This is a genomic window from Microbacterium esteraromaticum (assembly GCF_017303215.1).
In the GTDB taxonomy this organism is placed as follows: domain Bacteria; phylum Actinomycetota; class Actinomycetes; order Actinomycetales; family Microbacteriaceae; genus Microbacterium; species Microbacterium esteraromaticum_C.
Map to the genome: position 1 here is coordinate 2,255,048 of NZ_JAEMWU010000001.1, position 23,019 is coordinate 2,278,066.

The 23,019-nt window shown below is 68.0% G+C and carries 21 protein-coding genes and 1 tRNA gene; 7 read left to right on the forward strand and 15 right to left on the reverse strand.

Translation table 11 applies throughout. The features are described 5' to 3' along the window. Positions 1-47: 47 nt before the first annotated feature. Complete coding sequence (leuS, locus tag JF543_RS10405) at positions 48-2,573, reverse strand: leucine--tRNA ligase (protein ID WP_206824327.1); 2,526 nt, start codon at positions 2,571-2,573, stop codon at positions 48-50. A 131-nt stretch (positions 2,574-2,704) separates the two neighbouring features. After that, on the reverse strand, positions 2,705-4,054 hold the full coding sequence (pabB, locus tag JF543_RS10410; protein ID WP_347401140.1) for an aminodeoxychorismate synthase component I: 1,350 nt from the start codon (positions 4,052-4,054) through the stop codon (positions 2,705-2,707). Positions 4,055-4,096: 42 nt separating this feature from the next. Between pabB and JF543_RS10415 the strand changes: the two genes are divergently transcribed. From JF543_RS10415 to JF543_RS10425, 3 genes are read left to right on the forward strand one after another with little or no spacing between them, the layout of a single operon-like run. After that, positions 4,097-4,780 carry a DedA family protein gene (locus JF543_RS10415; RefSeq protein WP_206549652.1) on the forward strand — a complete coding sequence of 228 codons (684 nt, stop codon included), beginning with the start codon at positions 4,097-4,099 and terminating at the stop codon, positions 4,778-4,780. A 13-nt stretch (positions 4,781-4,793) separates the two neighbouring features. Continuing rightward, a complete protein-coding gene (locus JF543_RS10420) occupies positions 4,794-5,825 on the forward strand; it encodes an App1 family protein (RefSeq protein WP_206820325.1) in 1,032 nt (343 codons plus the stop codon). Positions 5,826-5,832: 7 nt separating this feature from the next. After that, on the forward strand, positions 5,833-6,702 hold the full coding sequence (locus JF543_RS10425) for a 3-methyladenine DNA glycosylase (protein ID WP_206823988.1): 870 nt from the start codon (positions 5,833-5,835) through the stop codon (positions 6,700-6,702). 13 nt (positions 6,703-6,715) lie between these two features. Here the strand turns inward: JF543_RS10425 and JF543_RS10430 are convergent, their stop codons facing one another. Continuing rightward, the gene (locus JF543_RS10430; protein WP_206823989.1) at positions 6,716-7,699 is read right to left on the reverse strand and encodes a glycoside hydrolase family 3 N-terminal domain-containing protein; all 984 of its coding nucleotides are present in this window, start codon (positions 7,697-7,699) and stop codon (positions 6,716-6,718) included. A gap of 285 nt (positions 7,700-7,984) precedes the next feature. On the opposite strand from JF543_RS10430, the gene JF543_RS10435 reads away from it, so the two are divergent. Further along, positions 7,985-9,115 carry a calcium:proton antiporter gene (locus JF543_RS10435; RefSeq protein ID WP_206823990.1) on the forward strand — a complete coding sequence of 377 codons (1,131 nt, stop codon included), beginning with the start codon at positions 7,985-7,987 and terminating at the stop codon, positions 9,113-9,115. 68 nt (positions 9,116-9,183) lie between these two features. Then, positions 9,184-9,561 (forward strand): HNH endonuclease, encoded by a 378-nt coding sequence (locus tag JF543_RS10440; RefSeq protein ID WP_179410609.1) that lies wholly within the window; start codon positions 9,184-9,186, stop codon positions 9,559-9,561. Between the two features lie 13 nt (positions 9,562-9,574). On the opposite strand, the gene JF543_RS10445 is transcribed toward JF543_RS10440, so the two are convergent. After that, on the reverse strand, positions 9,575-10,246 hold the full coding sequence (locus tag JF543_RS10445) for a TetR/AcrR family transcriptional regulator (protein WP_206823991.1): 672 nt from the start codon (positions 10,244-10,246) through the stop codon (positions 9,575-9,577). Between the two features lie 133 nt (positions 10,247-10,379). Here JF543_RS10445 and JF543_RS10450 point away from each other — a divergent pair, with 133 nt between their 5' ends. Further along, on the forward strand, positions 10,380-13,103 hold the full coding sequence (locus tag JF543_RS10450) for an Ig domain-containing protein (protein ID WP_206823993.1): 2,724 nt from the start codon (positions 10,380-10,382) through the stop codon (positions 13,101-13,103). Between the two features lie 138 nt (positions 13,104-13,241). On the opposite strand, the gene JF543_RS10455 is transcribed toward JF543_RS10450, so the two are convergent. The 10 genes from JF543_RS10455 to rplU form a co-directional block, all read right to left on the reverse strand. After that, a tRNA-Ala gene (locus JF543_RS10455) sits at positions 13,242-13,317 on the reverse strand. Positions 13,318-13,430: 113 nt separating this feature from the next. Next, on the reverse strand, positions 13,431-13,820 hold the full coding sequence (gene rsfS, locus JF543_RS10460) for a ribosome silencing factor (RefSeq protein ID WP_179411824.1): 390 nt from the start codon (positions 13,818-13,820) through the stop codon (positions 13,431-13,433). After that, a complete protein-coding gene (locus JF543_RS10465) occupies positions 13,820-14,866 on the reverse strand; it encodes a hypothetical protein (RefSeq protein WP_206823995.1) in 1,047 nt (348 codons plus the stop codon). Before JF543_RS10465 ends, rsfS begins: the two co-directional genes overlap by 1 nt. Continuing rightward, positions 14,863-15,465: a nicotinate-nucleotide adenylyltransferase gene (nadD, locus tag JF543_RS10470; protein WP_179410605.1), complete on the reverse strand. Its 603-nt coding sequence runs from the start codon at positions 15,463-15,465 to the stop codon at positions 14,863-14,865. Before nadD ends, JF543_RS10465 begins: the two co-directional genes overlap by 4 nt. Positions 15,466-15,471: 6 nt before the next feature. Continuing rightward, positions 15,472-15,681 carry a hypothetical protein gene (locus JF543_RS10475; RefSeq protein ID WP_179410604.1) on the reverse strand — a complete coding sequence of 70 codons (210 nt, stop codon included), beginning with the start codon at positions 15,679-15,681 and terminating at the stop codon, positions 15,472-15,474. Between the two features lie 49 nt (positions 15,682-15,730). Further along, a complete protein-coding gene (locus JF543_RS10480; protein ID WP_206823997.1) occupies positions 15,731-17,008 on the reverse strand; it encodes a glutamate-5-semialdehyde dehydrogenase in 1,278 nt (425 codons plus the stop codon). Positions 17,009-17,074: 66 nt separating this feature from the next. After that, positions 17,075-17,863, reverse strand: coding sequence for a glutamate 5-kinase (gene proB, locus JF543_RS10485; protein ID WP_179410602.1), 789 nt, complete (start codon positions 17,861-17,863; stop codon positions 17,075-17,077). After that, positions 17,860-19,359: a GTPase ObgE gene (gene obgE, locus JF543_RS10490; RefSeq protein WP_179410601.1), complete on the reverse strand. Its 1,500-nt coding sequence runs from the start codon at positions 19,357-19,359 to the stop codon at positions 17,860-17,862. The genes proB and obgE overlap by 4 nt, the downstream gene beginning before the upstream one ends. Positions 19,360-19,456: 97 nt before the next feature. Continuing rightward, positions 19,457-19,714, reverse strand: a complete 258-nt coding sequence (gene rpmA / locus JF543_RS10495) for a 50S ribosomal protein L27 (protein WP_179410600.1) — start codon at positions 19,712-19,714, stop codon at positions 19,457-19,459. A gap of 19 nt (positions 19,715-19,733) precedes the next feature. Continuing rightward, the gene (rplU, locus tag JF543_RS10500) at positions 19,734-20,042 is read right to left on the reverse strand and encodes a 50S ribosomal protein L21 (RefSeq protein WP_179410599.1); all 309 of its coding nucleotides are present in this window, start codon (positions 20,040-20,042) and stop codon (positions 19,734-19,736) included. A 215-nt stretch (positions 20,043-20,257) separates the two neighbouring features. Between rplU and JF543_RS10505 the strand changes: the two genes are divergently transcribed. Continuing rightward, positions 20,258-20,533 carry a DUF4031 domain-containing protein gene (locus JF543_RS10505; RefSeq protein WP_206823999.1) on the forward strand — a complete coding sequence of 92 codons (276 nt, stop codon included), beginning with the start codon at positions 20,258-20,260 and terminating at the stop codon, positions 20,531-20,533. On the opposite strand, the gene JF543_RS10510 is transcribed toward JF543_RS10505, so the two are convergent. Continuing rightward, a complete protein-coding gene (locus tag JF543_RS10510; RefSeq protein ID WP_431522701.1) occupies positions 20,489-22,870 on the reverse strand; it encodes an Rne/Rng family ribonuclease in 2,382 nt (793 codons plus the stop codon). The genes JF543_RS10505 and JF543_RS10510 overlap by 45 nt on opposite strands. Positions 22,871-23,019: the final 149 nt, after the last annotated feature.

Below are 23,019 nucleotides of genomic sequence, written 5' to 3' on the forward strand. Positions count from 1 at the left end.
GACGCGCGCCTCGTGGACAAGCAGCGGCAGTACAGCATCTGTGTGTGTCAGCCCTTGACGGCGAAGTTCACGATCTTCGGCGCGCGGACGATGACGCGGACGATCTGCTTGCCCTCGAGTGCACGCTGCACCCGCTCATCGGCGCGGGCGAGTGCCTCCAGCTCGGTCTCCGAGATCTTCGCCGGAACATCGAGCGTGGCGCGCACCTTTCCGCCCACCTGAACGGCGCAGGTGATGGTGTCCTCGACCATGAGCGACGGGTCTGCCTGCGGCCACGTCACGAGGCCGACCGACGGCTGGTGACCGAGGATCTCCCACATCTCCTCCGCGGTGTGCGGGGCGATGAGATCGAGCATCACGGCGACCGTCTCGGCAGCCTCGCGCACGGCCGGATCGGCGGCGCCCGCTCCGGTGTCGATCGTCTTGCGGACCGCGTTGACGAGCTCCATCAGCCTCGCGACGAGCACGTTGAACTTGGTCTGCTCGACCAGTCCCGGAGCTTCGGCGAGCAGGTGGTGAGTGACGCGACGCAGTGCAGCGTCGCCGCCGTCGAACGAGGTGCCGGGAGCCGTCGCGACGTCGGTGGCGACGCGCATGGCACGGGACAGGAACTTCTGAGCGCCGGTCATCGAGACGTCGGCCCAGTCCTTGTCGTCCTCCACCGGCCCGGCGAAGGCCAGGCCCACCCGCAGCGCGTCGGCGCCGAAGGCTTCGAGCTCTTCCTGGAACAGCACCAGGTTGCCCTTGGACTTCGACATCTTCGCGCCATCGAGGATCACCATGCCCTGGTTGATCAGGCTCGAGAACGGCTCGGTGAACTCGACCAGGCCCATGTCGTACAGCACCTTGGTGATGAAGCGTGCGTACAGCAGGTGCAGAATGGCGTGCTCGACGCCGCCGATGTACGAATCGATCGGCGCCCAACGGCGCGCCTGCGCCGGGTCGAAGGCCACCTGGTCGCTGTTCGGCGACAGGAAGCGCAGGTAGTACCAGGAGCTGTCGACGAAGGTGTCCATCGTGTCGGGGTCACGCAGCACGGGCTCGCCCGTGCTCGGGTCGACCGTGCGCACCCACGCCTCAGCGGCGCCCAGCGGCGAGCTGCCCTTGGGCGACAGGTCGAGTCCTTCGACGCTCGGCAGGCGCACCGGCAGCGCCGACTCGTCAACCGGCACGACGTCGCCGCCTTCGGTGTGCAGCATCGGGATCGGCGTGCCCCAGAACCGCTGGCGCGAGATCAGCCAGTCGCGCAGACGATAGTTCTTGGCTGCGCGGCCCAGACCGTCCTTCTCGAGGCGCTCGATCTGACGCGCGACCGCCGTGCGCTTGGAGAGGCCGTCCAGCTCACCCGAGTTGATCATCCGGCCCTCGCCGGTCAACGCGATACCCGTGTGCGACGGATGCTGCTCATCGAGGGTCGCCACAGCGACGCCGTCGTCGTCGGTCTCGATCACCGGGATCGTGCCGGTGACGGGCGCGGTGGTGTCGACGACGACCTTGACCGGCAGGTCGAAGGCGCGCGCGAAGTCGAGGTCACGCTGGTCGTGCGCCGGCACCGCCATGACAGCGCCATGACCGTAGTCGGCCAGCACATAGTCGGCCGCCCAGATGGGCATCCGCTCGCCGTTGACGGGATTGACCGCGAAACGCTCCAGGAACACACCGGTCTTGGGGCGGTCGGTCGACTGACGGTCGATCTCACTGGTCTTCTGCACCTGAGCGAGGTACTCGGTGAAACGCTGCTGCACCTCGGCCGGGGCATCCGCCGCCAGCTCGGAGGCGAGATCGGAGTCGGGAGCGACGACGAAGAACGTCGCCCCGTGCAGCGTGTCGGGCCGCGTCGTGAACACGGTGACGGGCTCGTCACGCCCCTCGATGCGGAAGTCGACGTCAGCACCGACCGAGCGGCCGATCCAGTTGCGCTGCATCTGCAGCACCTTGTGCGGCCAACGGCCCTCGAGCTGGTTGAGGTCGTCGAGCAGCCGGTCGGCGTAGTCGGTGATGCGGAAGTACCACTGCGTGAGCTTCTTCTTGACGACCTCGGCGCCGCAGCGCTCGCAACGGCCGTCGACCACCTGCTCGTTCGCCAGCACGGTCTGGTCGTTGGGGCACCAGTTGACCGGGCTCTTCTTGCGGTACGCGAGCCCGCGCTCGTACATCTTCAGGAACAGCCACTGGTTCCAGCGGTAGTACTCCGGGTCGGAGGTGTGCAGCACGCGCGACCAGTCGAAGGACACGCCGTACGACTGGAACGCCGACTTCTGCTGCGCGATGTTCTGGTAGGTCCACTCCCGCGGGTCGGCGCCGCGACGGATCGCGGCGTTCTCGGCGGGCAGACCGAACGAGTCCCATCCGATCGGGTTGAGCACGTTGTGCCCGCGGTGGCGCCAGAAGCGTGCGACGACGTCGCTGTAGAGGTAGTTCTCGGCGTGCCCCATGTGCAGATCGCCCGAGGGGTACGGGAACATCGCCAGCACGTACTTGCGCGGACGGTCGTCATCGTCGCCGCCGGCAAGGAACGTCTCGTTCTCGGCCCAGTACTGCTGCCACTTGCGCTGGATGTCGTGCGCGGACATCCCCTCGGTGGGCTCGGCGGGTGATTCGGACGAGTGCTCGGACAAGGAACGGCCAATCTGACGATGCGGAACGACCCGGAAATCGGGCGCTTCCAGGGTATCGCGAGTTGCCGTCCCGCCGAGACCGGCGGTCAGGGCAGCAGGCTCGCCCACTCGTCCGGAAGCCGCACCCCCAGCGCCGCCAGCGGGGCGCGCGCCTTGGTCGCCACCTCGGCCGTCTCGGCGTCGGGCCGGGAGAGCCAGGTGATGCCGCCGCCGGCGCCGACAACGGCGTCGTCGGAGCCGATCACGATCGAGCGGATCACCATCGCCAGATCCACCCTCCCGTCCAGACCGACGTGTCCGAAGCACCCGGCGTACACGCCACGGGGTCCCTGTTCGAGCTCGTGCAGGATCGTCATCGCCGACAGCTTGGGGGCGCCGGTCATACTGCCGGCGGGAAACGCCGCCTCGCACAGCTCGCCGAAGGTCACCCCGGCGCGTAGCCGAGCGCTGACGGTGCTGACCAGCTGGTGCACGGCCGGATAGCTCTCCACCTGCCACAGCCGGTCCACGCGCACACTGCCGGGATCCCCCACATGCGAGAGGTCGTTGCGCATGAGGTCGACGATCATCACGTTCTCGGCACGTTCCTTGACGTCGGTGCGCAGCTCTTCGGCGAGCTGAGCGTCGAGTTGGGGCGTCGCACCGCGAGGCCGGGTGCCCTTGATCGGACTCGTGGAGATCTCGCCGCGCTCGACCGCGAGGAACTGCTCGGGGCTGGCGCTGAGCAGGTAGCGATCCCCCACGCGCAGGTAGCCGCCGTGGTGCGCCGGAGTGGCCGTGCGCAGGCGGCGGTACACCGTGAACGGGTCATCGGGCCGCGGCGAGGTGAACCGTGTGGTCAGGCACAGCTGATAGGCGTCGCCGCGCTCGATCGCCGCCCGGCACCGCTCGATCGCGGCGGCATAGTCGGCGACGTGGTGGCGCGCATGGGCGGTGATGCCTGCCGCGGCGGGCAGGTCGGGCAACGCAGGTGCCGTCTCGAGCGCGTCAGCCACGGCGGTGCGCCACGCGCCGACAGCATCCGCCGCGGCGAGCGCGAAGATCCCACCGGTCGCGTGGTCGACGGCTACGGCGTGCGTGACAGCGATCCATGCGGGGGCGTCGTCGGATGCTGCCGTTGGCGCCCCGCAGGCGGCGGCGCCCGTCTCATAGGGAAGCCACCCCACCCATCCGCCATGGAACGGAACCACTGGCTCACGAATGTCCGCGTCGCTGTTCTGCCCGCCGAGCGGCACAGCATTCACGACGTCGGGGTCGTCCTCGATCACGCCGGCGCCCAGAATGCTCCACCCGTCGCCTGCGTCGGCCCCGGCGTCCAGCCAGAACGCCGCCCGTTCGGTGCCGAACAGCCCGTGGAACAGCGCTTCGACGTCCAGTGGTGAGGTCTGCGGCTCATCGACGAGCGGCAGGACGGTCAGCGGGGTGGGTACAGGCACGTTCACAGCGTAGAGCCCGGGTGCACGTTCTACGCTCGTGGTGTGGACGACTTCGTGCAATGGGCCATCGAGATGGTGCAGTCGGTGGATCCGGTGCTGCGCACGGTGCTGGCCGGGATCGCGGTCATGCTCGAGACGAGCGTGCTGATCGGTCTGATCGTTCCCGGCGACACGGTCGTGCTGGTGGCGTCGATTGGCGTCGCCTCGTGGACCGAGGGCATCATCCTGGGTGTCACGGTGATCGTCGGCGCGCTCATCGGGGAGTCGATCGGGTTCTGGCTGGGCCACTGGGTGGGTCCGCACATCCGCACATCCTGGTTGGGGCGACGCATCGGCGAGGACCACTGGATGCGGGCGGAGCGCTACGTGCTGCGCCGTGGCGGTGTGGCCATCTTCCTCTCCCGGTTCTTGCCGGTGCTGCACTCGCTTGTCCCTCTCACGGTGGGCATGAGCGGCTACGCGTACCGGCGCTTCATCGCGTGGACTCTTCCCGCATGCGTGCTGTGGACCGCGATCTACGTCGGTGTCGCCGCGACGGCCGCCGGCAACTACGACGAGCTGTCCGCGCGCGTGCACAACGCCGGGTACATCTTCGTCGCGATCATCGTGGCCCTTCTGCTGGCCGTCGTGATCGGCAAGAAGGTGCTGCACCGCATCGAGGCACGGCACATGGCACACGACGCCGACGCTGCGTCCGCCGAGGAGCGACCGCACACCGAACCATGAAAGACTGGAGCTGATGTCACCCGCAGCAGCGGCCAAGATCCACTGGTTCGCACGTCTCGAACACCGCATCCACGTCTGGCGCGAACGTCGCGCCCGCCGGCGTGGCCGTTCGGTGACCGTCGTGCCTTTCCCCGGCTACGGCGGATCGGGCTGGGTGCGCGTGGTCGGCCGCGTGCTGATCGTGCCGCCCTCGCCGGCCAGTCGGCGCCCGGAGCGCGTCGGGGTGCGCGGCTGGCGTTCCTTCGCCAGCATCCCGATCAGCTTCGCGTCGGTGCGCGTGCAGATCGGCGGACGCAGCCATGACGTCGTCGCCGATCGCGGCGGAGTCATCGACACGGTGCTCGAAGCCGACCTCGAGCCCGGGTGGCAGACGTTCACCATCTCGGTCGAGGGACAGCAGCCGATCGAGGCGACGGCGTACATCGTCGCCGACGACACCCGCTTCGGCGTCGTGTGCGATGTCGACGACACGGTGATGGTCACCGCCCTGCCGCGGCCGTTCATCGCCGCCTGGAACTCGTTCGTCGTCAACGAGCACGCCCGGCTCCCCGTGCCCGGTATGGCGGTGCTGCTCGATCAGCTGCGCCGCGACCACCCCGGGGCACCGGTGATCTACCTCTCGACGGGCGCCTGGAACGTCGCACCGACACTGCGGCGATTCCTGAGCCGCCATCTGTTCCCGGCGGGCGCGATGCTGCTCACCGACTGGGGCCCCACCCACGACCGCTGGTTCCGCAGCGGTCGCGAGCACAAGACCACCAACCTGCGACGCCTCGCCGAGCAGTTCCCGGATATGCAGTGGCTGCTGATCGGCGATGACGGTCAGCACGACGAGAGCATTTACGCGCAGTTCCAGCAGGAGCATCCGTCGTCCGTCGCCGGCGTCGCGATCCGCCGGCTCCTGCCCGCCGAGGCCGTCCTCGCGGGCGGCCGCACCCCCGGAGTGCCCCACCAACCCGGCCAGACGCCGTGGGTGAGCGCCCAGGACGGCGCCGGACTGCGCAAGAAGCTCAGCGAGGTCGGCATCATCGACTCCCCGAGCTGAGCCGGCCATGCGCACGACCGTCACCAGACTGACGCGCGACGAGTGGACCGCGCGCGCAGCGGCCCATGCCGAACGTGCCGACGCTCTCACCGCCGCGCACCGCGAGCGCGCGCAGCGACGCGAGAAGCACCCGGTGCACGACTTCTTGTTCACGTACTACGCGTACAAGCCGTCGCAGTTGCGCCGGTGGCATCCGGGCGCCGGGGTCACACTCGCCGAGGCGACCGAACGCGCCGAGTGGCGCTGGTACCGCGCCGGCGACGCGCCGGGCGACGTCGTCCCCGACGACACTGCCTTCCGCACCGAGAAGCCGCAGCTCGCGGACCTGATCGAGCGGATGCTGCGACGCACGGCCGCGCGTCCCGCGCAGTTCGGATGCTTCGGCCTGCACGAGTGGGCGATGGTGTACCGCACCGCCGAGCACCGGCATCCGATCCCCCTGCGCCTGGGGGCGGATGGAACGGATGCCGTCGTCGAGGCGAATGACCTGCGGTGCACGCACTTCGACGCGTTCCGGTTCTTCACGGACGATGCCGTCCCCCGCAACCGGCTGGCGCTGACCCGAGAATCGCAGCCCGACCTGGAGCAGCCCGGGTGCCTGCACGCCGGGATGGACTTGTACAAGTGGGCGGTCAAGCTCGGTCCGCTCGTGCCGGGGGAACTGCTGCTGGATGCCTTCGAGCTGGCCCGCGACATCCGCATGCTCGATATGCAGGCAGCTCCCTACGATCTGTCGGCCTGGGACGTACAGCCGGTGCCGATCGAGACGGCAGCGGGCAAGGCCGAGTACGTGCGCCAGCAGCGCGTCTTCGCCGAACGCGGCGCCGCGCTGCGGGCCGACCTTCTGACGGCCTGGCTGGGCGAGGCTGCCGACTGACGTGTGACCGTCCTCACTCGGTGGCGTCAGCGTGCTGCATCCGCAGAGCCATCACACGTTCCGCCGCATCCTGCAGGCGCTCGGAGGGCAACCGCCCCTCTTCGACCGCCGCGATGATGCCCGACACCATCTCCGACGCCGTCTGGGGCGTCGAGCCCGCCACCATCAGCACCATGTCGTTGCCGGCGGCGAGCGCGGCGACGGCGTTGCCGACCGGGTCGGCGTATGCTGCGACACCGGACGAGAGCAGCATGCCGAGGTCGTCGGTGATCATGACCCCCTCGAACCCGAGTTCGTCTCGGGCGATATCGTGCCAGCGCGCCGACATCGAGGCCGGTGCGGCATCGATGGCGGTGAAGGCGAGGTGCCCGAACATGAGCAGTTCTGCGCCCGCCTCGATTCCGGCGGCGAAGGGCTTGGCGTCGGCGTCGCGCCACTGAGCGAGGGCGAGCGCGGTGGTCGGGATGCTGTGATGCGAGTCGCCCGGTGCTGCGCCGTGCCCGGGAAAGTGCTTGAGCGTCGAGTACACGAGCCCTTGCTCGCCTGCGACGGCCGCCGCCGTCCGGTCGGCCGCACCGTCGGCATCCGCGCCGAGGGCACGTGAGGCGATGAACGACCCGGCGTCGGCGGGCACGTCGGCGACGATCCCGAAGTTCACGTTCGCGCCCGCCGCGGCGACCAGCGCGGCCCGTTCGGCGAAGACGCGGCGGGTCTCGTCGGGAGCGGCGCGTTGCAGCGCCCGACCGGCGGGCAGGTCATCCCAGGGCAGCCGCGAGACGACGCCGCCCTCCTGGTCGATCGCGATCAGCGGAGGCAGCGCGGGGTCGATCGTCAGCGCGGCGCTGAACGTCTGCACCTGCTCGGGGCCGGCGGTGATGTTCGCCCCCATCAGCAGGAAGCCGCCGAGACCGGACTGCATGTAGGCACGAGCGGCGTCCGGATCATCGGTCGGGATGTGCCCCATCACGACGCTGGCCGCACGCTCGGCGGTGCTCATCCCTCGTACGGCTTCTTCGACCGGATCCGGCGTCGGCGTCGGGGTCGGTGTCGCCGTGGGCGTGGTGCTGGGAGACGCCGATTCCCGAGGCGGGACGGTCGATGCGCAGGAGACGGTCAGCACACCCGCGATCAGAGTGACCGCCATGGCTCGGAGAAATCGGCGGCCCATATCTCGAGGGTAGCGGTGAGGGTGCGTTGCTACAATCGCGGGGTAGGCGACCCGCGGGACGACCCGAGGGCGATGATCAGAGCTGGGACGACCCCGCAGATTCGGCTTCTGGCGATGTTCGCATCCACTCTCGTCCGTACCGTCCTGACACCGGTCGCGCTCCTGCGTCTCGGGCTGGGTTGGGGGCTCTTCGGCACGCTACTGGTGCTCTCTCCCCTGCTCACCGGCCCTCTGCCGGCGTTCGTGCTCTGGCCCGTGCTGCTGCTCATCATCACGGTGATCACCGTGAGCGCGTTCGGCGTCGTCACCGAGGCCGAACACCTCGCCCGGCGACTCGGCGACCCGTATGGCACGCTCGTACTCACGCTGTCGATCGTCCTGATCGAGGTGATCCTCATCTCGGCGGTGCTGCTGGGGCCCGGTGAACACCCCACGATCGCCCGCGACTCGGTGATGGCCGTGTCGATGATCATCCTCAACCTCGTCGCGGGCACCGCTCTGGTGGTCGGCGGGCTGCGGCACGGGGGGCTTCGCGCGAACGGAGCCGGGGTCTCGGCGTACGTGGCGATGCTGGTCGTCCTGTTGGCGACGGCGTTCGCGTTCCCCGCCCTGATCGGCTCCGGCGGCACCTACACGACGGCGCAGGCGATCCCCGTGATCGTGCTGACTCTGGGGCTCTACGTGTTCTTCCTCGTGCGACAGATGGGCGCGCAACGCGGTGACTTCCAAGAGGTCGGCGCGTCCGCGGCATCCGAGACGCATTCCGGCATCCGCGAGGTGATCCGCCGCCATCGGGGTGAACTCATCGCCCGCACCCTGCTGCTGATCGCCACGGTGACACCGATCGTGTTGCTGTCGCACGACATGGCGACGCTGCTCGATGACGGGCTCGAACGCCTCGGTGCGCCTGTCGCGCTCTCCGGCATCCTGATCGCGATGATCGTGTTCCTGCCCGAGACGATCACCGCGATCCGCGCCGCTCATGCGGGCGAGCTGCAGCGCGTGAGCAACCTCTGTCACGGCGCGCTCGTCTCGACGGTCGGGCTGACGATCCCGGTCGTGTTGGCGATCGGCATGCTGACCGGGCGACCGATCATCCTCGCCGAGAGCCCCGCCGCTCTGGTGCTGCTGGGGGTGTCGATGCTGTTGACCATCGCGACGTTCCTGGGTCGCCGGACCGGCGCCCTGCAAGGGGCCGCCCATCTGATGCTGTTCGTGATGTACGCGCTGACCGTGTTCGCCTGATCGGAACAGTGAGCGGCGCACCGTCCCGGTAGCCATCCGGGCCGCCGCACCCGCGGTACGGTGACCACATGCGTCGTCGCCGTACCGTTCCCGCAGCCGCCACGTCGACGGCCGCGCGCGCCCGGTACGCGAAGCGCCGCCAGCGCCGCGTGGCGCGTGCCGACAACGACCTCACCGCTGAGCAATGGGAGACGCTGCGGGACGCATGGGGCGGGTGCGCCTACTGCTCAGCATCCGACGTCGCCGTGCAGCGCGACTGCATCCAGCCGATCTCGCGCGGCGGCCGCTACACCTTCACCAACGTGGTGCCTGCGTGCGCGTCGTGCAATGCCAGCAAGAGCAATGACGAGGTCACGGCTTGGCTGCGCCGCAAGAAGCTCGACGAACGGATGTTCCTGCTGCGTCACGCCGAGATCCTCGGTGCGGCTCGCGCTGCGGACCAGTGACGGCGGTGCCGGCCTACGACGGGCCGGTGTCGGCGCGACCGGCGAACGACTCCTGAACCGCGAGCTGCTGTAGGCGTTCCAGCGTTGTGGGAATGGGATCCGCTGGCCCTCCGAGCATCTGTGTGTGCACGCGCAGGCCCGGCAGCAGGAAGCTCAACTGACGCGCACTCATCATCGTGCGGGCGGGCTCCGGGAACACCGACAGCGCGCCCAGTTGCGCGACCATCGTCACGAGGTCAACCGCCATCACGTCCGCTCGCAGATCGCCCTGCTCCTTCGCCCGCTCGACGTGCACGTTCAAGCGCTGCTCGAGATCGTGGCCGAGCGTCGAAGCAGGATCGATGCGCGCCATACGGCGCGCGGCCGCGGCGAACGCCGGGTGCGCGTTCATCATCGCCACCGAGCGCTCGAGATAGCCAACGACTCCCGCCCAGCCATCGGGTGCGTCCTCGAGCGCATCGAACACGGCCACGAACGCCTCGTATGTGCGCTCATACAGAGCGCGAACAACGTCATCGTGTGTCGGAAACCGCCGATACACCGTAGCCACTCCCACACCGGCCTCATGGGCGAGGTCATTCAGCGAGAACTCGAGCCCGACATCGGCGAACAGTCGTTCGGCCGCATCGAGGATCAGGCGCCGACTGCGGGAAACCTCAGGGCGCGGACGTTGCGGAACGCTCATGCGATCTGACGATAGCAACAACCGGGAGACCCCTGAGGGCGGAGCTGGTCGTTGACGCGCCTCAGCCTAAGTGATAAAAATTATCCACATAGCGCCAGGCGTGATCACACACAGACAGCGAAGAGGTGGATCGATGACACAGCGACATGTACAGGGGCAACGGCTTCTGCCCCCGCCGATACGGCTAGCGCTCGCACTGTGTGTGGCCGTTGCCGTCGTGGCGGGGGCGCTGACGACCCCGAAAGCGGCGTGGTCCGACACCACGGCGGCCAACATCGTCCCGGGCCAAGGCATGGAAGTCCTTTCGCACTTCAGCACCGATGACCCCACTCAGCGTGACTGGAATCCGACCGTGTCGATGCGGGTAGGCGCAGAGGACCTCGCCTCGCAGTACGTGCGCATCGTGCTGGAGAACGGCCAATGCTTGACCGACCAGTGGACCTACAGCAACGCCAACTACTTCGGCGACCGCGTCTGGGATCACATCGGACAGACGTGTTCATCCGTCAACACCAAACAACAGTTCATGATCATTCCCCTGGCGCAATCGCCTGCGGGCGACAGCGCCCCCTCCGAGCACCAGTTCCGCATCGTGAGCGTGGCGAGTGGAAAGTGCTTCTTCAGCCGCTATGACGGACTGAACGGCTACGGCAACACCCTGCCGTCAGACCCGCGCGCCGCCCAGACGCCGATGCGCGGGTTCATCGAATGCGGCGCCGACCACTACCTGAAGCCGAACGCATTCGACACGCCGGATGCCATCCGCGTCAATGTCGATCCCAAGGCACAGTCCTTCGGTATCTACAACGATGCCCAGGACTCGGCAGGACTCTGGGTGCACTGGTCCTGGTTGCTGAAGCGAGCGATGGCGCAGGGCGCGTTCGATTGCGTCGCCAGCGGAGGGGCAACGTGCCAGGTACGACTGCCAGGGTCGACCGCATGGTTGGCTCCCAGCGACTCCGCGATCGCCGCTAGCGGCGTGCAGACAGAACGGCTGCTCGGGTGCGGCGCACCGAACGGCCACGGTCCGGCGTTCTTCCAGAACAACGGCCCGAACGGGCAGGACCACGCGGTCAGCACCACTATGACGAGCAGCCACTCGAGCACGACGAGCGATACGCATAGCGGCTCGATCAGCATCGGCGTGAGCGGCGGGGTGAAGGATGTGTGGGAGGCGAGCACCGAGGTCTCATACACGTACGAGCACGAGACAGCGACAACCGAGAGCGATTCGGTCTCTCGGACGGTGGAGGACACCGTCAGCATCCCACACGGCTACTACTTCATGTACTCGTGGAGCGGCACCGTGTACACGCTCGAGGGCGACTGGAAGTACAGCCTGCGTGGCAACGACACCGGATTCGTCTCACATGTCAGCTCGTCCTACCCCGCAAGCGTCGGCGGAGCCGACATGCAGACGGTTACCGCGAATGTGACTCAGACCAAGAAGAACTGCTACGCCGGGCCGAAGGCGGTCAACGACGCACTCCCCGTGCTCGCCGGGACGTCGGGCGATTGCGCGTCCGGTACTCCGGCCAGACCCACCGCGGCGGTCGGCGTCCTCGTCTATGCGTGCCCTGGCACGTGGGACGTTCCGCCGCCCACAGCGCCCGAGGGTTCGAGCGATCCGGTCTGGGGCTACCAGTGGTACTACGTGAATGAAGAGGGAGCCCATACCGACATTCCCGGGGCAACGCGGGCTTCGTACGTCTTGCAGGAGGAGTCGTTCCTTGCCGCGCACCGCTTTCTCGGCGTGCGCGTAACCGAACTCGGTGACGCATATCGGATGGAGTCTGAGCCGGCGACCGTTGCCGCGAGCCTTGATCTGCACCCAGAGTCCGCGTCCACCAGCGCTGCTCCCGCCCAGCCGACCGCCGCGTCATTCTCTCGCGCACTGATGAGCGCCGAGCAGGACGGTTCCGTGGACCGGATGCTGGTGGCGGATGCTGATCTCGCAGGCACGCCCGCCGACGGTAGCGGTGTGGATCTGAGCGTGACCGCGGGAACGCTGCCCCCGGGGCTCACGTTGGCTCCCGATGGACATCTCACGGGTGTGCCGGCGGTCGCAGGTGAGTTCGCGTTCACAGTGGGCAACGCCGCAGGCGCGGGCGAGGAGGCCGACTTCACGTTCGTCGTCCACCGCACCACTGCGACCTTTGCCGACGAGTCAGTGATCGCCGCGCCCCTCGGGAGCATGCTCACTGCCGACCTGATCACCACGCCCACGCCAACGCTCGATCTCGTGATCATCGACGGCGCACTGCCCGACGGTGTCTCGCTGGACTCGTCCACGGGAAGGCTCGAGGGGACACCGCAGCACGCCGGCACCAGCAGGTTCGTCATCGCCGACCAGGCTGATCCCTTCGCCACACCACGTGAGTTCACGATCGAGGCGGAATCGGCGCCGTCCGCACTCCACACACGACCGCTCATCGAGCTTGTCATCGGCGAACCGCATCGTTCACCGCTGGTCGACTCGCCGGGGCACGGCGCGCTGTTCGGGACGACGGCTGAGACCGCCGACCTCGGGGGCCTCTGGATCGACGCGAGCACGGGTGAGCTCGTGGGCACGCCGTCGCGAGTGGGTGAGTACGCGGTAGCGCTGACCGACATCACCCGTCACGACGCAGCCACCGAGACGTATGCTGTGCGCGTCGTCGCCGCCACGGCCCCTGACGATGGCGGTTCGAGCGGAGACGAGCCGAGCACCCCGGAGCCCGCAACCGACTCGGACCAGGAGCTGGCTGCGACGGGCACCAGCATGGCGGGCGCCACCCTTGCCACGGCACTGGCGCTCATCTTGTTGGTCGCCGGAGCCGCCAGCATCCTCATCGCGCGACGGCGTCACAGAGCCTGACGGCGCCCCGCACGCCGGAACACGGCGCGGGCCTGATTCGGCACATCCGCCGGATCAGGCCCGCGTTCGGCATCCGTCGCGACCGCCAACCCGGAAACACAGAAGAGCCCGACCTGTTGGTCGGGCTCTTCTTGTATGTGGTGGACCTGAGGGGACTCGAACCCCTGACCCCCTGCATGCCATGCAGGTGCGCTACCAGCTGCGCCACAGGCCCATTTTGTTTTCGGAGCATTTCTGCCCCGGCAACTAGATCAGCATACTACGGAGCGCTCATCGGTTGCGAATCGCCCCGCCCGGCCGGGTGTGTCGCCGGCCGGACGGCGCGCGTCACATCCCGTTGTTCGCTTCCGGAACGGGGTTACTGAGCTCGATCGGCACCAGCGGGCAGTCCTTCCACAGGCGCTCCAGCCCGTAGTAGACGCGCTCCTCGGCGTGGAACACGTGCACGATCAGATCGCCGAAGTCCAGCAGCACCCAGCGCGCCTCAGCACGCCCCTCCCGGCGCACGCGCTTGTGGCCCGACTCGATGAGCTTGTCTTCGATCTCGTCGGCGATCGCGGCGACATTGCGCTCGCTGTTTCCCGTGACGAGCAGGAAGATGTCGACCAGCGGAAGCGGGCCGGACACGTCGAGCGCGACGAGGTCCTCACCGCCCTTGTCGCTCGCCGCGTCTGCGGCGATCTGAAGCATTTCGACTGCGGACTGTGGTGCTTGCATCAACCGAGAACTCTCGTGGTGAAGGCGATGATCAGAGCAGCGGCCAGCGCGAGCGCGAGTCCACCGGCGATGATCGCCAGGGTGAGCATGAGTTTGTTGCCCTTGTCGGGCGCCGGGGGGCGAATGACCTCGCCGGCCGGCTTCGAGGTCGCGACCGCTGATGCGGCGGCGATCGGGGTGGGCGAGGAAGCCGGTGCGAGCTCACCATCGATGAGCACGGCGTCGGCTTCCTTCCCGTCAGTCGTACCGACGGCGTGGCCCTGCGAGCCGAGACCGTCAGGCAGCGCGTAGGTGCCGGTGATCAGCAGCTCACCCGTGGAGGCGACCGGACCCGAGAGCGAGCCGACGCCGGGAGACGGCGTGAAGATCAGCGCGGTCGATGCGCTGTGCGATCCTGAGGATCCCCCACCGAGCAGATCGTCGAACGCCGTCGGATGCTGCGAATGCTCGTCATGGCGAACACCGATGCCGAACGCCGCACCTACCTTCGGACGATCCGCGGGCTCGTGTTCGTGCGTGTCCGGCACGGCGAGTCCGGCCTCGGCCGCACGAGCGGCGAAGAGTTCTCTCAGCGACGAATGCCCCTGTTCGGCAGGCGCCGACACCGCGGCGTCCGTTGCCGGGCTTGCCGGCTTTGCGGGTTCTTCCGCGGGAGCGAACCCGGGAACCGCCGAGACGACGTTCTCGCGCTCAACAGGCCTCGGTTGCGCCGGCTCTGCGTCGGCGGCCGGTGCGACAGTATCCGCCTGCTCGGGCAACGGGACCGAACCCGTACGGATGCGCTCCTGAGCGCGCGCCGCGCGGCGCGTGAGCGGAACGTGCGGTTCTGCCGACGGCTGCTCCGGAGTCGATTCCGTCGCATCCGACGTCACCGGTGCGGCAGCGGGCGACGCGACATCGGCCGGCGCCGTCTGCTCCGGCTCCTCGGGCGTCGCGTCGGCGGATGCCTCTTCGTCGGTGATGACCGGCGTCGAACCGGTCAGACGGATCTCACGCAGCTGCTTACGCGTGAGACGTGCCTGACCGTCCTGGTTCGATGTGCTCATGTCCTACTCCGATACAGATGATGCTTCGCGATGTACTGAACCACTCCGTCGGGCACGAGGTACCAGACGGGCTGTCCCTCGGCCACTCGCTCACGGCACGCCGTCGACGAGATCGACAGCGCCGGCACCTCCAGCTGGCTGACGTTATCGGTCGGCAAGCCGTCGGTGCTCAGTACGTGTCCGGGTCGGGAGACCGCGACGAAGTGGGCGAGATCCCACAGTTCATCATGGTCCCTCCAACTGAGAATCTGCGCTACGGCATCCGCTCCGGTGATGAAGAACAGCTCAGCATCGGGACGCTCGCGCTTGAGATCACGGAGCGTGTCGATCGTGTACGTAGGACCGGCACGGTCCACATCCACACGGCTGACCGTGAAATGCGGATTGGATGCCGTCGCGATCACCGTCATCAGATACCGGTGTTCGCTCGGCGTCACATCGTGCTTCTGCCACGGCTGCCCGGTGGGCACGAACACGACCTCATCGAGGTCGAACGAGTGCGCGACTTCACTGGCCGCGACCAGGTGCCCGTGGTGGATGGGGTCGAAGGTGCCGCCCATCACGCCAATGCGCGGTGCCCGGGCCGTGGAGTCGTGCATGTAGTCCTAGTGGCCGTGGCCGTCCTTGCCGTGACGCTCTGCGTACGCCTCGGCCTTTGCCGAGTGACGGTTGGCGACGTGACGGTACGACAGTGCCACGACCGCCATCCCCGCGAACACGATCGCCGCGATCACACCGAAGATGAAGGTTTCGGCAGCGACGTTTCCGTGCTCCGACTCGGCTGCGGCCATCGCGATCTGTGCGACGAGGTTCATCCTGACTCCGTTTCTGACCTGACAGGGGAAAGCCTGTCCAGTCTAGTCCTCACCCGCGGGTCTGGCCGGATCCGCGCGCCAACCACTTCGTGCTGGTCAGCTCCGACAGGCCCATCGGGCCGCGTGCGTGCAGCTTCTGGGTCGAGATGCCCACTTCGGCGCCGAAGCCGAACTCGGCGCCGTCGGTGAAGCGCGTCGAGGCGTTGACCATCACCACCGCGGAATCCACCTCTGCGAGGAACCTCTCGGCATTGCGTGAGTCGGTCGTCACGATCGCCTCGGTGTGGCCCGTGCTGTAGCGGCGGATGTGGTCGAGTGCCTCGTCGAGATCCTCGACGACCTTGATCGCCACGTCCAGACTCAAGTACTCGGCCTGCCAGTCGTCCTCGGTCGCCGGAATGACGTTCGACACGAGCCCGGCGACCATATCGTCACCGTGAATCGCCACACCCTCGCTCTGCAGCGCGCTGGCGACGACCGGAATCAACTGCGGAGCCGCCTGCCGCAGCACCAGCACCGTCTCGACGGCGTTGCACACACTGGGGCGCTGCACCTTGGCGTTGACGACGATGTCGCGTGCCCAGTCCATCGGTGCCGACTCGTCGAGAACGATGTGGACCACACCCGAGCCGGTCTCGATCACCGGGACGGTCGATTCGGTGACCACTGTCTCGATCAGCGCGGCACTTCCGCGCGGGACCAGCACGTCCACGAGGCCGCGACCGTGCATCAGCGCCTTCGCGCCGTCACGACCGAAGTCATCCACCGTCTGGATCGCTTCCGCATCCACCCCGATGCCCGCCAACGCAGAGCGCATGATCTGCACGAGCACCGTGTTCGACTCTCGTGCGGCGCTGCCGCCGCGCAGCACCACCGCGTTGCCGGCGCGCAGCGCGAGCGCGGCGATGTCGACGGTGACGTTGGGCCGCGCCTCATAGATCGCACCGACAACACCGAACGGCACGCGCACCTGTTCCAGGGCGACGCCGTTGGGCATCCGATGCCCGCCGAGAACCTGACCGATCGGGTCGGGAAGTGCCGCGACGTCGCGCACGGCGGCGGCCAGCGCCGCGACGCGTCCCGCGTCAAGACGCAGACGGTCGATCAACGCATCGCCGATGCCGTCCTCGCGCCCCCGCGCGATATCGACAGCGTTCGCCTCGAGGATGCTGTCGACGCCCGCCTCGATCGCCCCGGCGATCGCCGAGAGGGCACGTTGCTTGTCGTCGCTGGTCAGTCGGGCGATCGATCGCGAGGCGTCCTTCGCTCGCGCCAGACGATCCTGGGCGGTGTCGGTGGACGCGTCCGATGCGATCGTGGTGCTCATCCGGTCAGTGTAGCGACGCGTCAGCGCGCCGCGGGCCGTGTGACCGCGGATGCCGCGGAACAGGGGTCAGGCCGACAGGATCGGCTCGAACCACGTGCCGATCGGGGCACCTTCGAGGGCCTTGCCGACGAGGTCGGCGCTCGTGACGAGCACACCGATACCCGACGAAGCCGCCATCCGGGCAGCGGACACCTTGGTCGCCGCTCCCCCGGTGCCGACGCTGTTGACGACCGACGCGCCGAACTCCAGACCCGCCAGGTCGGAATCCGCGGCGATGACGTCAATGGGCTGCGCCTGGGGGTCGGTGGGCGGCTTGGTGTACAGCGATTCGACGTCGCTGAGCAGCACCAGGGCATCGGCGCTCACCAGCTGGGCGACCAACGCGGCCAATCGATCGTTGTCGCCGAAGCGGATCTCCTGCGTGGCGACCGTGTCGTTCTCGTTGACGATCGGCATGATGCGCAGCGAAAGCAGCCGGTCCATGGCGCGCTGGGCATTGCTGCGCGAGGTGCGATTCTCGAGATCCCCCGTGGTGAGCAGCACCTGGCCGGCGACAATCCCGAACGGGCGCAGCGCCTCCTGGTACCGGAAGACCAGCACGTTCTGCCCGACGGCGGCAGCGGCCTGCTGGGTGGCGAGGTCGGTGGGGCGCGCGTCGAGCGAGAGGAAGGGGATGCCCGTGGCGATCGCCCCGGAGGACACCAGAATCACCTCGGTGCCGCGACGATGCGCGGATGACAGCGCCTGCACGATCATCGGGATACGCCACGAGGCTTCGCCACTGATCGACGAGGAGCCGACCTTGACGACGATCCGCGATGCCGAGGCGAGATCCGCACGCGAGAGCGCGGTCATTCCTCGCCCTCGCGGGATGCGCGGCGCTGCTCCTCGAGTTCTTCTCGTGCAGCGGCCTTGGCGTCCATGCGCTCGTAGTACCGCTCACGACGCTCCTGCGTCGTGCGACGGCTGCTGCCACCGATACGGATGTCGGTTCCACGCGGAGAGGTCGCCAGCTCGGCGGTCGACTGGATAGAGGGCTCCCAGTCGAAGACGACACTGTTGTCGCCGGTGCCGATGACGACCGTCGAACCCGGCGTCGCGCCCGCCTTGAAGAGGGCATCCTCGACGCCAAGTCGTTCAAGTCGGTCACCGAGGTAGCCGACGGCCTCTTCATTCTGGAAGTCCGTCTGCTGCACCCAGCGCACCGGCTTCTCGCCGAGCACACGGTACAGGTTGCCGTACGTGCCGCCCTCGACCTTGATCTCGAACTGAGCGGTCGCGCCCCGGGGGCGGATGACGACACGTTCGGCGGGCACCTCGACTGCCTGCTCGGCGCGATGCGCATCGACCAGCTCACCCAGGGCAAAACTCAGCGGGCGAAGTCCCTCATGCGACACCGTCGAGATCTCGAACACGCGGAAGCCGCGCGCTTCGAGGTCGGGGCGCACAAGCTCGGCGAGGTCACGCGCCTCGGGAACATCGATCTTGTTCAGCGCGACCAGCTGCGGCCGCTCCAGAAGAGGTGTCTGCCCCTCGGGGACGTGGTAGGCACCGAGTTCAGCGAGGATCACATCAAGGTCGGAGAGCGGGTCGCGGCCCGGCTCCAGCGTCGCGCAATCGAGCACGTGCAGCAGCGCTGAGCAGCGCTCGACGTGGCGCAGGAACTCCAGGCCAAGGCCCTTGCCCTCGCTGGCGCCCTCGATGAGCCCCGGCACATCGGCGACCGTGTACCGGCTGTCACCGGCCTGCACAACACCCAGGTTGGGATGCAGGGTGGTGAACGGGTAGTCGGCGATCTTCGGCCGTGCAGCCGACATCGCGGCGATCAGACTCGACTTGCCCGCTGAGGGGTAGCCCACAAGCGCCACATCGGCGACCGTCTTCAGCTCCAGGACGACGGCGTTCTCATCGCCGGGGGTGCCCAACAGGGCGAAGCCCGGCGCCTTGCGCTTGGGCGATGCCAGCGCCGCATTGCCCAGGCCACCACGGCCACCGGCCGCGACGACGAAGCGCTCCCCTGGCGTGAGCATGTCGTGCAGGACATCGCCGTCGAGCGTCTTCACGACCGTACCCAGCGGAACGGGCAACTCGACGGTCTCACCGGCGGCGCCGGAGCGCAGGTCTCCCATGCCGAACCCGCCGTTGCCGGCGTTACGGTGCGGCGAGTGGTGATACGACAGCAGTGTGGTCACCTGCGGGTCGCCGACGAGGACGATGTCGCCACCGTCGCCGCCGTTGCCGCCGTCCGGGCCACCCAGTGGCTTGAACTTCTCGCGCCGTACCGAGACACAGCCGTTGCCGCCCTTGCCTGCACGCAGATGCAGGGTGACGGTGTCGACGAAACTGACCATGTGGCTGCTCCTCCTGTGGGAGTCCCCGCGACGCGAGGGTGAAAAAACGCAGACGGGGCGAGCCGAAGCCCGCCCCGTCTGTGAGAGTCTGCTGTGCTTACTGAGCGGCAGCGACGATGTTGACGACCTTGCGGCCGCCCTTCGTGCCGAACTCGACGGCGCCCGACTCGAGGGCGAACAGCGTGTCATCGCCACCACGACCGACCCCAGCGCCGGGGTGGAAGTGGGTGCCGCGCTGACGGACGAGGATCTCGCCGGCGTTGACGGTCTGACCGCCGAAGCGCTTCACGCCGAGTCGCTGTGCATTGGAGTCACGACCGTTGCGGGTCGAGCTCGCGCCCTTCTTATGTGCCATGTCTGAGCCTCTTCCGTGCTTACTTGATGCCGGTGATCTTGACGCGCGTGAGCTCCTGGCGGTGGCCCTGACGCTTCTTGTAGCCGGTCTTGTTCTTGTACTTCTGGATGACGATCTTCGGGCCGCGGAGGTCACCGATAACCTCGGCGGTGACCTTGACCTTCGCCAGCTTGTCAGCGTCGGTGGTCACCGTGGCGCCGTCGACGAGGAGCACGGCGGGAAGTTCGATCTTCTCGCCCTGGGCAGCCTGAACACGGTCGAGCTGAACGATCGTGCCGACCTCGACCTTCTCCTGCCGTCCACCGGCGCGCACTACTGCGTAAACCACTTCATACCTGTTTCGTTGGGGAGCGAGTCGCTCCGAGAATCTCACGGGAAGACTGTTGCTTGCGTTCGACGCCATCGCGACGGGTGCGGACGCAAGACTTCTCCTGCAAACGTCAAAAGCCGACAGGGGTCTCGCACCAAAGGACAACTTTACCGGATGCTGCCCGATGCCGCAAAGTCGACGTCACTCATTCGCTCCAGCCCTATGCTCGGCGTATGGCCGTACTCGTCGATGACCCGATGTGGCCGGCGCACGGCCGGCTGTGGGCGCACCTCGTCAGCGACGAGAGCCTCGACGAGCTGCACGCGTTCGCGGCCGCGCAGGGCATTCCGCAACGCGCTTTCGATCGCGACCACTACGACGTTCCCGCCGACGCCGTGCCCCGCTTGCGCGAAGCGGGTGCACAGCATGTCAGCGGCAAGGAGCTCACTCGGCGGCTGATCAGGTCAGGACTGCGCGTCCGAGCCCGGGACCGGCGTCGACTGCCCTGATGAGCCCGAGGCGGATGCCGACCCAGGCGTCAGCATCGCGGTCGTCACACGACGACGGTTGCGCCCCTGCCCCGGGGCCTTGGGCTCCGGAAGCGCATCGAGCACCGAGTCGAGCAGTTGCTCGGCCTCGCTGCGCGGGGCCTTGCGCTCGGTGTTGCGCTTCTTGCGCGGCTTCTTCGGCCGCTCGGCAGCCGGCTCGGCCGCTGGCTTCTCATCGGCCACGGCAGCGTCCGTTGCCGGTGCGTCCGCCGTCGGTGCGATGGTGGATGCGGCGATCGCCGCAAGAGCCGACTTGGCGCCTTCGGTGATGCTGTGGGTGCCACCGTTGGCCGCCGCGGGCTGCGAGGCCTGCTGCTGGTTCTGGTTCTGATTCTGGTTCTGCTGCTGCGAGGAGGACTGCGATCCGCCGCGCGAACGACGGCCCTGACCGCCATTCGATCCCCCACCACGGTGCTTGACAACCGGGTCGTGATGCACGATCACGCCGCGACCGGCGCACACCTCGCACGCCTCGCTGAAGGTCTCCAGCAGTCCGAGGCCCAGTTTCTTGCGCGTCATCTGCACCAGCCCCAGCGAGGTCACCTCGGCGACCTGGTGCTTGGTGCGGTCACGGCTCAGGCACTCGACCAGGCGGCGCAGCACCAGGTCGCGGTTGGACTCGAGCACCATGTCGATGAAGTCGACGACGATGATGCCGCCGATGTCGCGCAGACGCAGCTGTCGGACGATCTCCTCAGCCGCTTCGAGGTTGTTCTTGGTGACGGTCTCTTCGAGGTTTCCCCCCGAGCCGACGAACTTGCCCGTGTTGACGTCGACGACGGTCATCGCCTCGGTGCGGTCGATCACCAGCGAGCCACCCGAGGGCAGCCAGACCTTGCGGTCGAGCGCCTTCTCGATCTGCTCGGTGATGCGGTACGCGTCGAACGGGTCGACGTCGTCGGTGTAGGTCTCGACGCGCTCGAGCAGGTCGGGGGCGACGCTCTCGAGGTAGGCGCGGATGGTGCGCTGTGCGTCATCGCCGTGGATCACCATGCGGGTGAAGTCCTCGTTGAAGACGTCGCGGACGATCTTGACGAGCAGGTCGGGCTCGGCGTGCAGCAGCGCCGGCGCCTGCTGTGAGGCGACCTGCTTCTGGATGTGCTCCCACTGCGAGGTGAGGCGCTGAACGTCGCGGGTCAGCTGCTCCTCGGTCGCCCCCTCGGCAGCGGTGCGAACGATGACACCAGACGACTCGGGCAGCACCTCCTTGAGGATGCGCTTGAGGCGCGCGCGCTCGTTGTCGGGCAGCTTGCGCGAGATGCCGTTCATCGATCCACCGGGGACGTACACCAGGTAGCGTCCCGGCAGGGAGATCTGGCTGGTCAGACGAGCACCCTTGTGGCCGACGGGGTCCTTCGTGACCTGAACGAGCACCCGATCGCCGGGCTTGAGCGCGAGCTCGATGCGGCGCGGCTGGTTGCCGGTCTGAACACCGTCCCAGTCGACCTCGCCCGAGTACAGGACGGCGTTTCGACCGCGGCCGATGTCGACGAATGCCGCCTCCATGCTGGGCAGCACGTTCTGTACGCGCCCGAGGTAGACGTTGCCGATCAGCGACGCGTCCTGGTTGCGTGCGACATAGTGCTCCACGAGCACGTCGTCCTCGAGCACGCCGATCTGCGTGCGTCCGTTCTTGGCGCGCACGACCATCATGCGGTCGACGGACTCCCGTCGCGCGAGGAACTCCGCCTCGGTCACCACAGCGCGCCGCCGACCGGCGTCGCGGCCGTCACGACGGCGCTGCTTCTTGGCCTCCAGGCGCGTGGAGCCCTTGATCGCCTTCGGCTCGGTGATGTACTCGACCGCGCGCTGGCGCTGACGCGGCTCCTCGTGACCGTCGTCACCCTCGGATCCGCGACGACGACGTCCGCGGCGAGATCCTCCCGGGCCGCGCTCGTCCTCGTCGACGTCGTCGCGCCGAGGACGGGCCGGCAGGGCCGTGATCTGCGGGGCGTGGAAGTGCAGCTGGGTGGACACCCGCGAGACGAACACCTCGGGGATCAGACCCAGGCTCACCGCCGTCACCGGCTGGGGCTCCTCGGGCTCGGCGGGCGCGGATGCCACCGGCGCGGCCTCTTCGTCGGGAACCACCTTCAGCGGATCCGTCACGACCTCGGCGTGAGCCGATGCCTCGACTGCGGCGCCCTCGACTACCGGCTGAGCCGGCGTCGCGTCGAGGGTAGGGGTGTTCTTGTCATCGTTCTCTTCGGCCATCTCTGGCTTGCTCCCTGAGCGGGCACTGCGTGCTCCGCGAAAATTCGTGCGGCGAACTGCGCCGCTGATCAACCGGCGTGTGATCGGCTCCTGCCGGATCACGAGGGGCATTCGGCCCCGAAGTCTTGTCGATGCCATCGCGAGTGATCGCGACGTCCTCTGCAGTCATTATCGCACTACGTGGGCTCGCACGTCGCACCCCGGTTCACGGCGCGCGTCGCGCCTCGCCGCGC

Bases quoted from the DNA above. Each gene is read 5' to 3' on its own strand.
- leuS (WP_206824327.1), bottom strand. From the start codon at position 2,573: ATGTCCGCGCACGACATCCAGCGCAAGTGGCAGCAGTACTGGGCCGAG.
- JF543_RS10420 (WP_206820325.1), top strand. From the start codon at position 4,794: ATGTCACCCGCAGCAGCGGCCAAGATCCACTGGTTCGCACGTCTCGAA.
- JF543_RS10425 (WP_206823988.1), top strand. From the start codon at position 5,833: ATGCGCACGACCGTCACCAGACTGACGCGCGACGAGTGGACCGCGCGC.
- JF543_RS10430 (WP_206823989.1), bottom strand. From the start codon at position 7,699: ATGAGCACCGCCGAGCGTGCGGCCAGCGTCGTGATGGGGCACATCCCG.
- JF543_RS10435 (WP_206823990.1), top strand. From the start codon at position 7,985: ATGTTCGCATCCACTCTCGTCCGTACCGTCCTGACACCGGTCGCGCTC.
- JF543_RS10440 (WP_179410609.1), top strand. From the start codon at position 9,184: ATGCGTCGTCGCCGTACCGTTCCCGCAGCCGCCACGTCGACGGCCGCG.
- JF543_RS10445 (WP_206823991.1), bottom strand. From the start codon at position 10,246: ATGAGCGTTCCGCAACGTCCGCGCCCTGAGGTTTCCCGCAGTCGGCGC.
- JF543_RS10450 (WP_206823993.1), top strand. From the start codon at position 10,380: ATGACACAGCGACATGTACAGGGGCAACGGCTTCTGCCCCCGCCGATA.
- rsfS (WP_179411824.1), bottom strand. From the start codon at position 13,820: ATGCAAGCACCACAGTCCGCAGTCGAAATGCTTCAGATCGCCGCAGAC.
- JF543_RS10465 (WP_206823995.1), bottom strand. From the start codon at position 14,866: ATGAGCACATCGAACCAGGACGGTCAGGCACGTCTCACGCGTAAGCAG.
- nadD (WP_179410605.1), bottom strand. From the start codon at position 15,465: ATGCACGACTCCACGGCCCGGGCACCGCGCATTGGCGTGATGGGCGGC.
- JF543_RS10475 (WP_179410604.1), bottom strand. From the start codon at position 15,681: ATGAACCTCGTCGCACAGATCGCGATGGCCGCAGCCGAGTCGGAGCAC.
- JF543_RS10480 (WP_206823997.1), bottom strand. From the start codon at position 17,008: ATGAGCACCACGATCGCATCGGACGCGTCCACCGACACCGCCCAGGAT.
- proB (WP_179410602.1), bottom strand. From the start codon at position 17,863: ATGACCGCGCTCTCGCGTGCGGATCTCGCCTCGGCATCGCGGATCGTC.
- obgE (WP_179410601.1), bottom strand. From the start codon at position 19,359: ATGGTCAGTTTCGTCGACACCGTCACCCTGCATCTGCGTGCAGGCAAG.
- rpmA (WP_179410600.1), bottom strand. From the start codon at position 19,714: ATGGCACATAAGAAGGGCGCGAGCTCGACCCGCAACGGTCGTGACTCC.
- JF543_RS10505 (WP_206823999.1), top strand. From the start codon at position 20,258: ATGGCCGTACTCGTCGATGACCCGATGTGGCCGGCGCACGGCCGGCTG.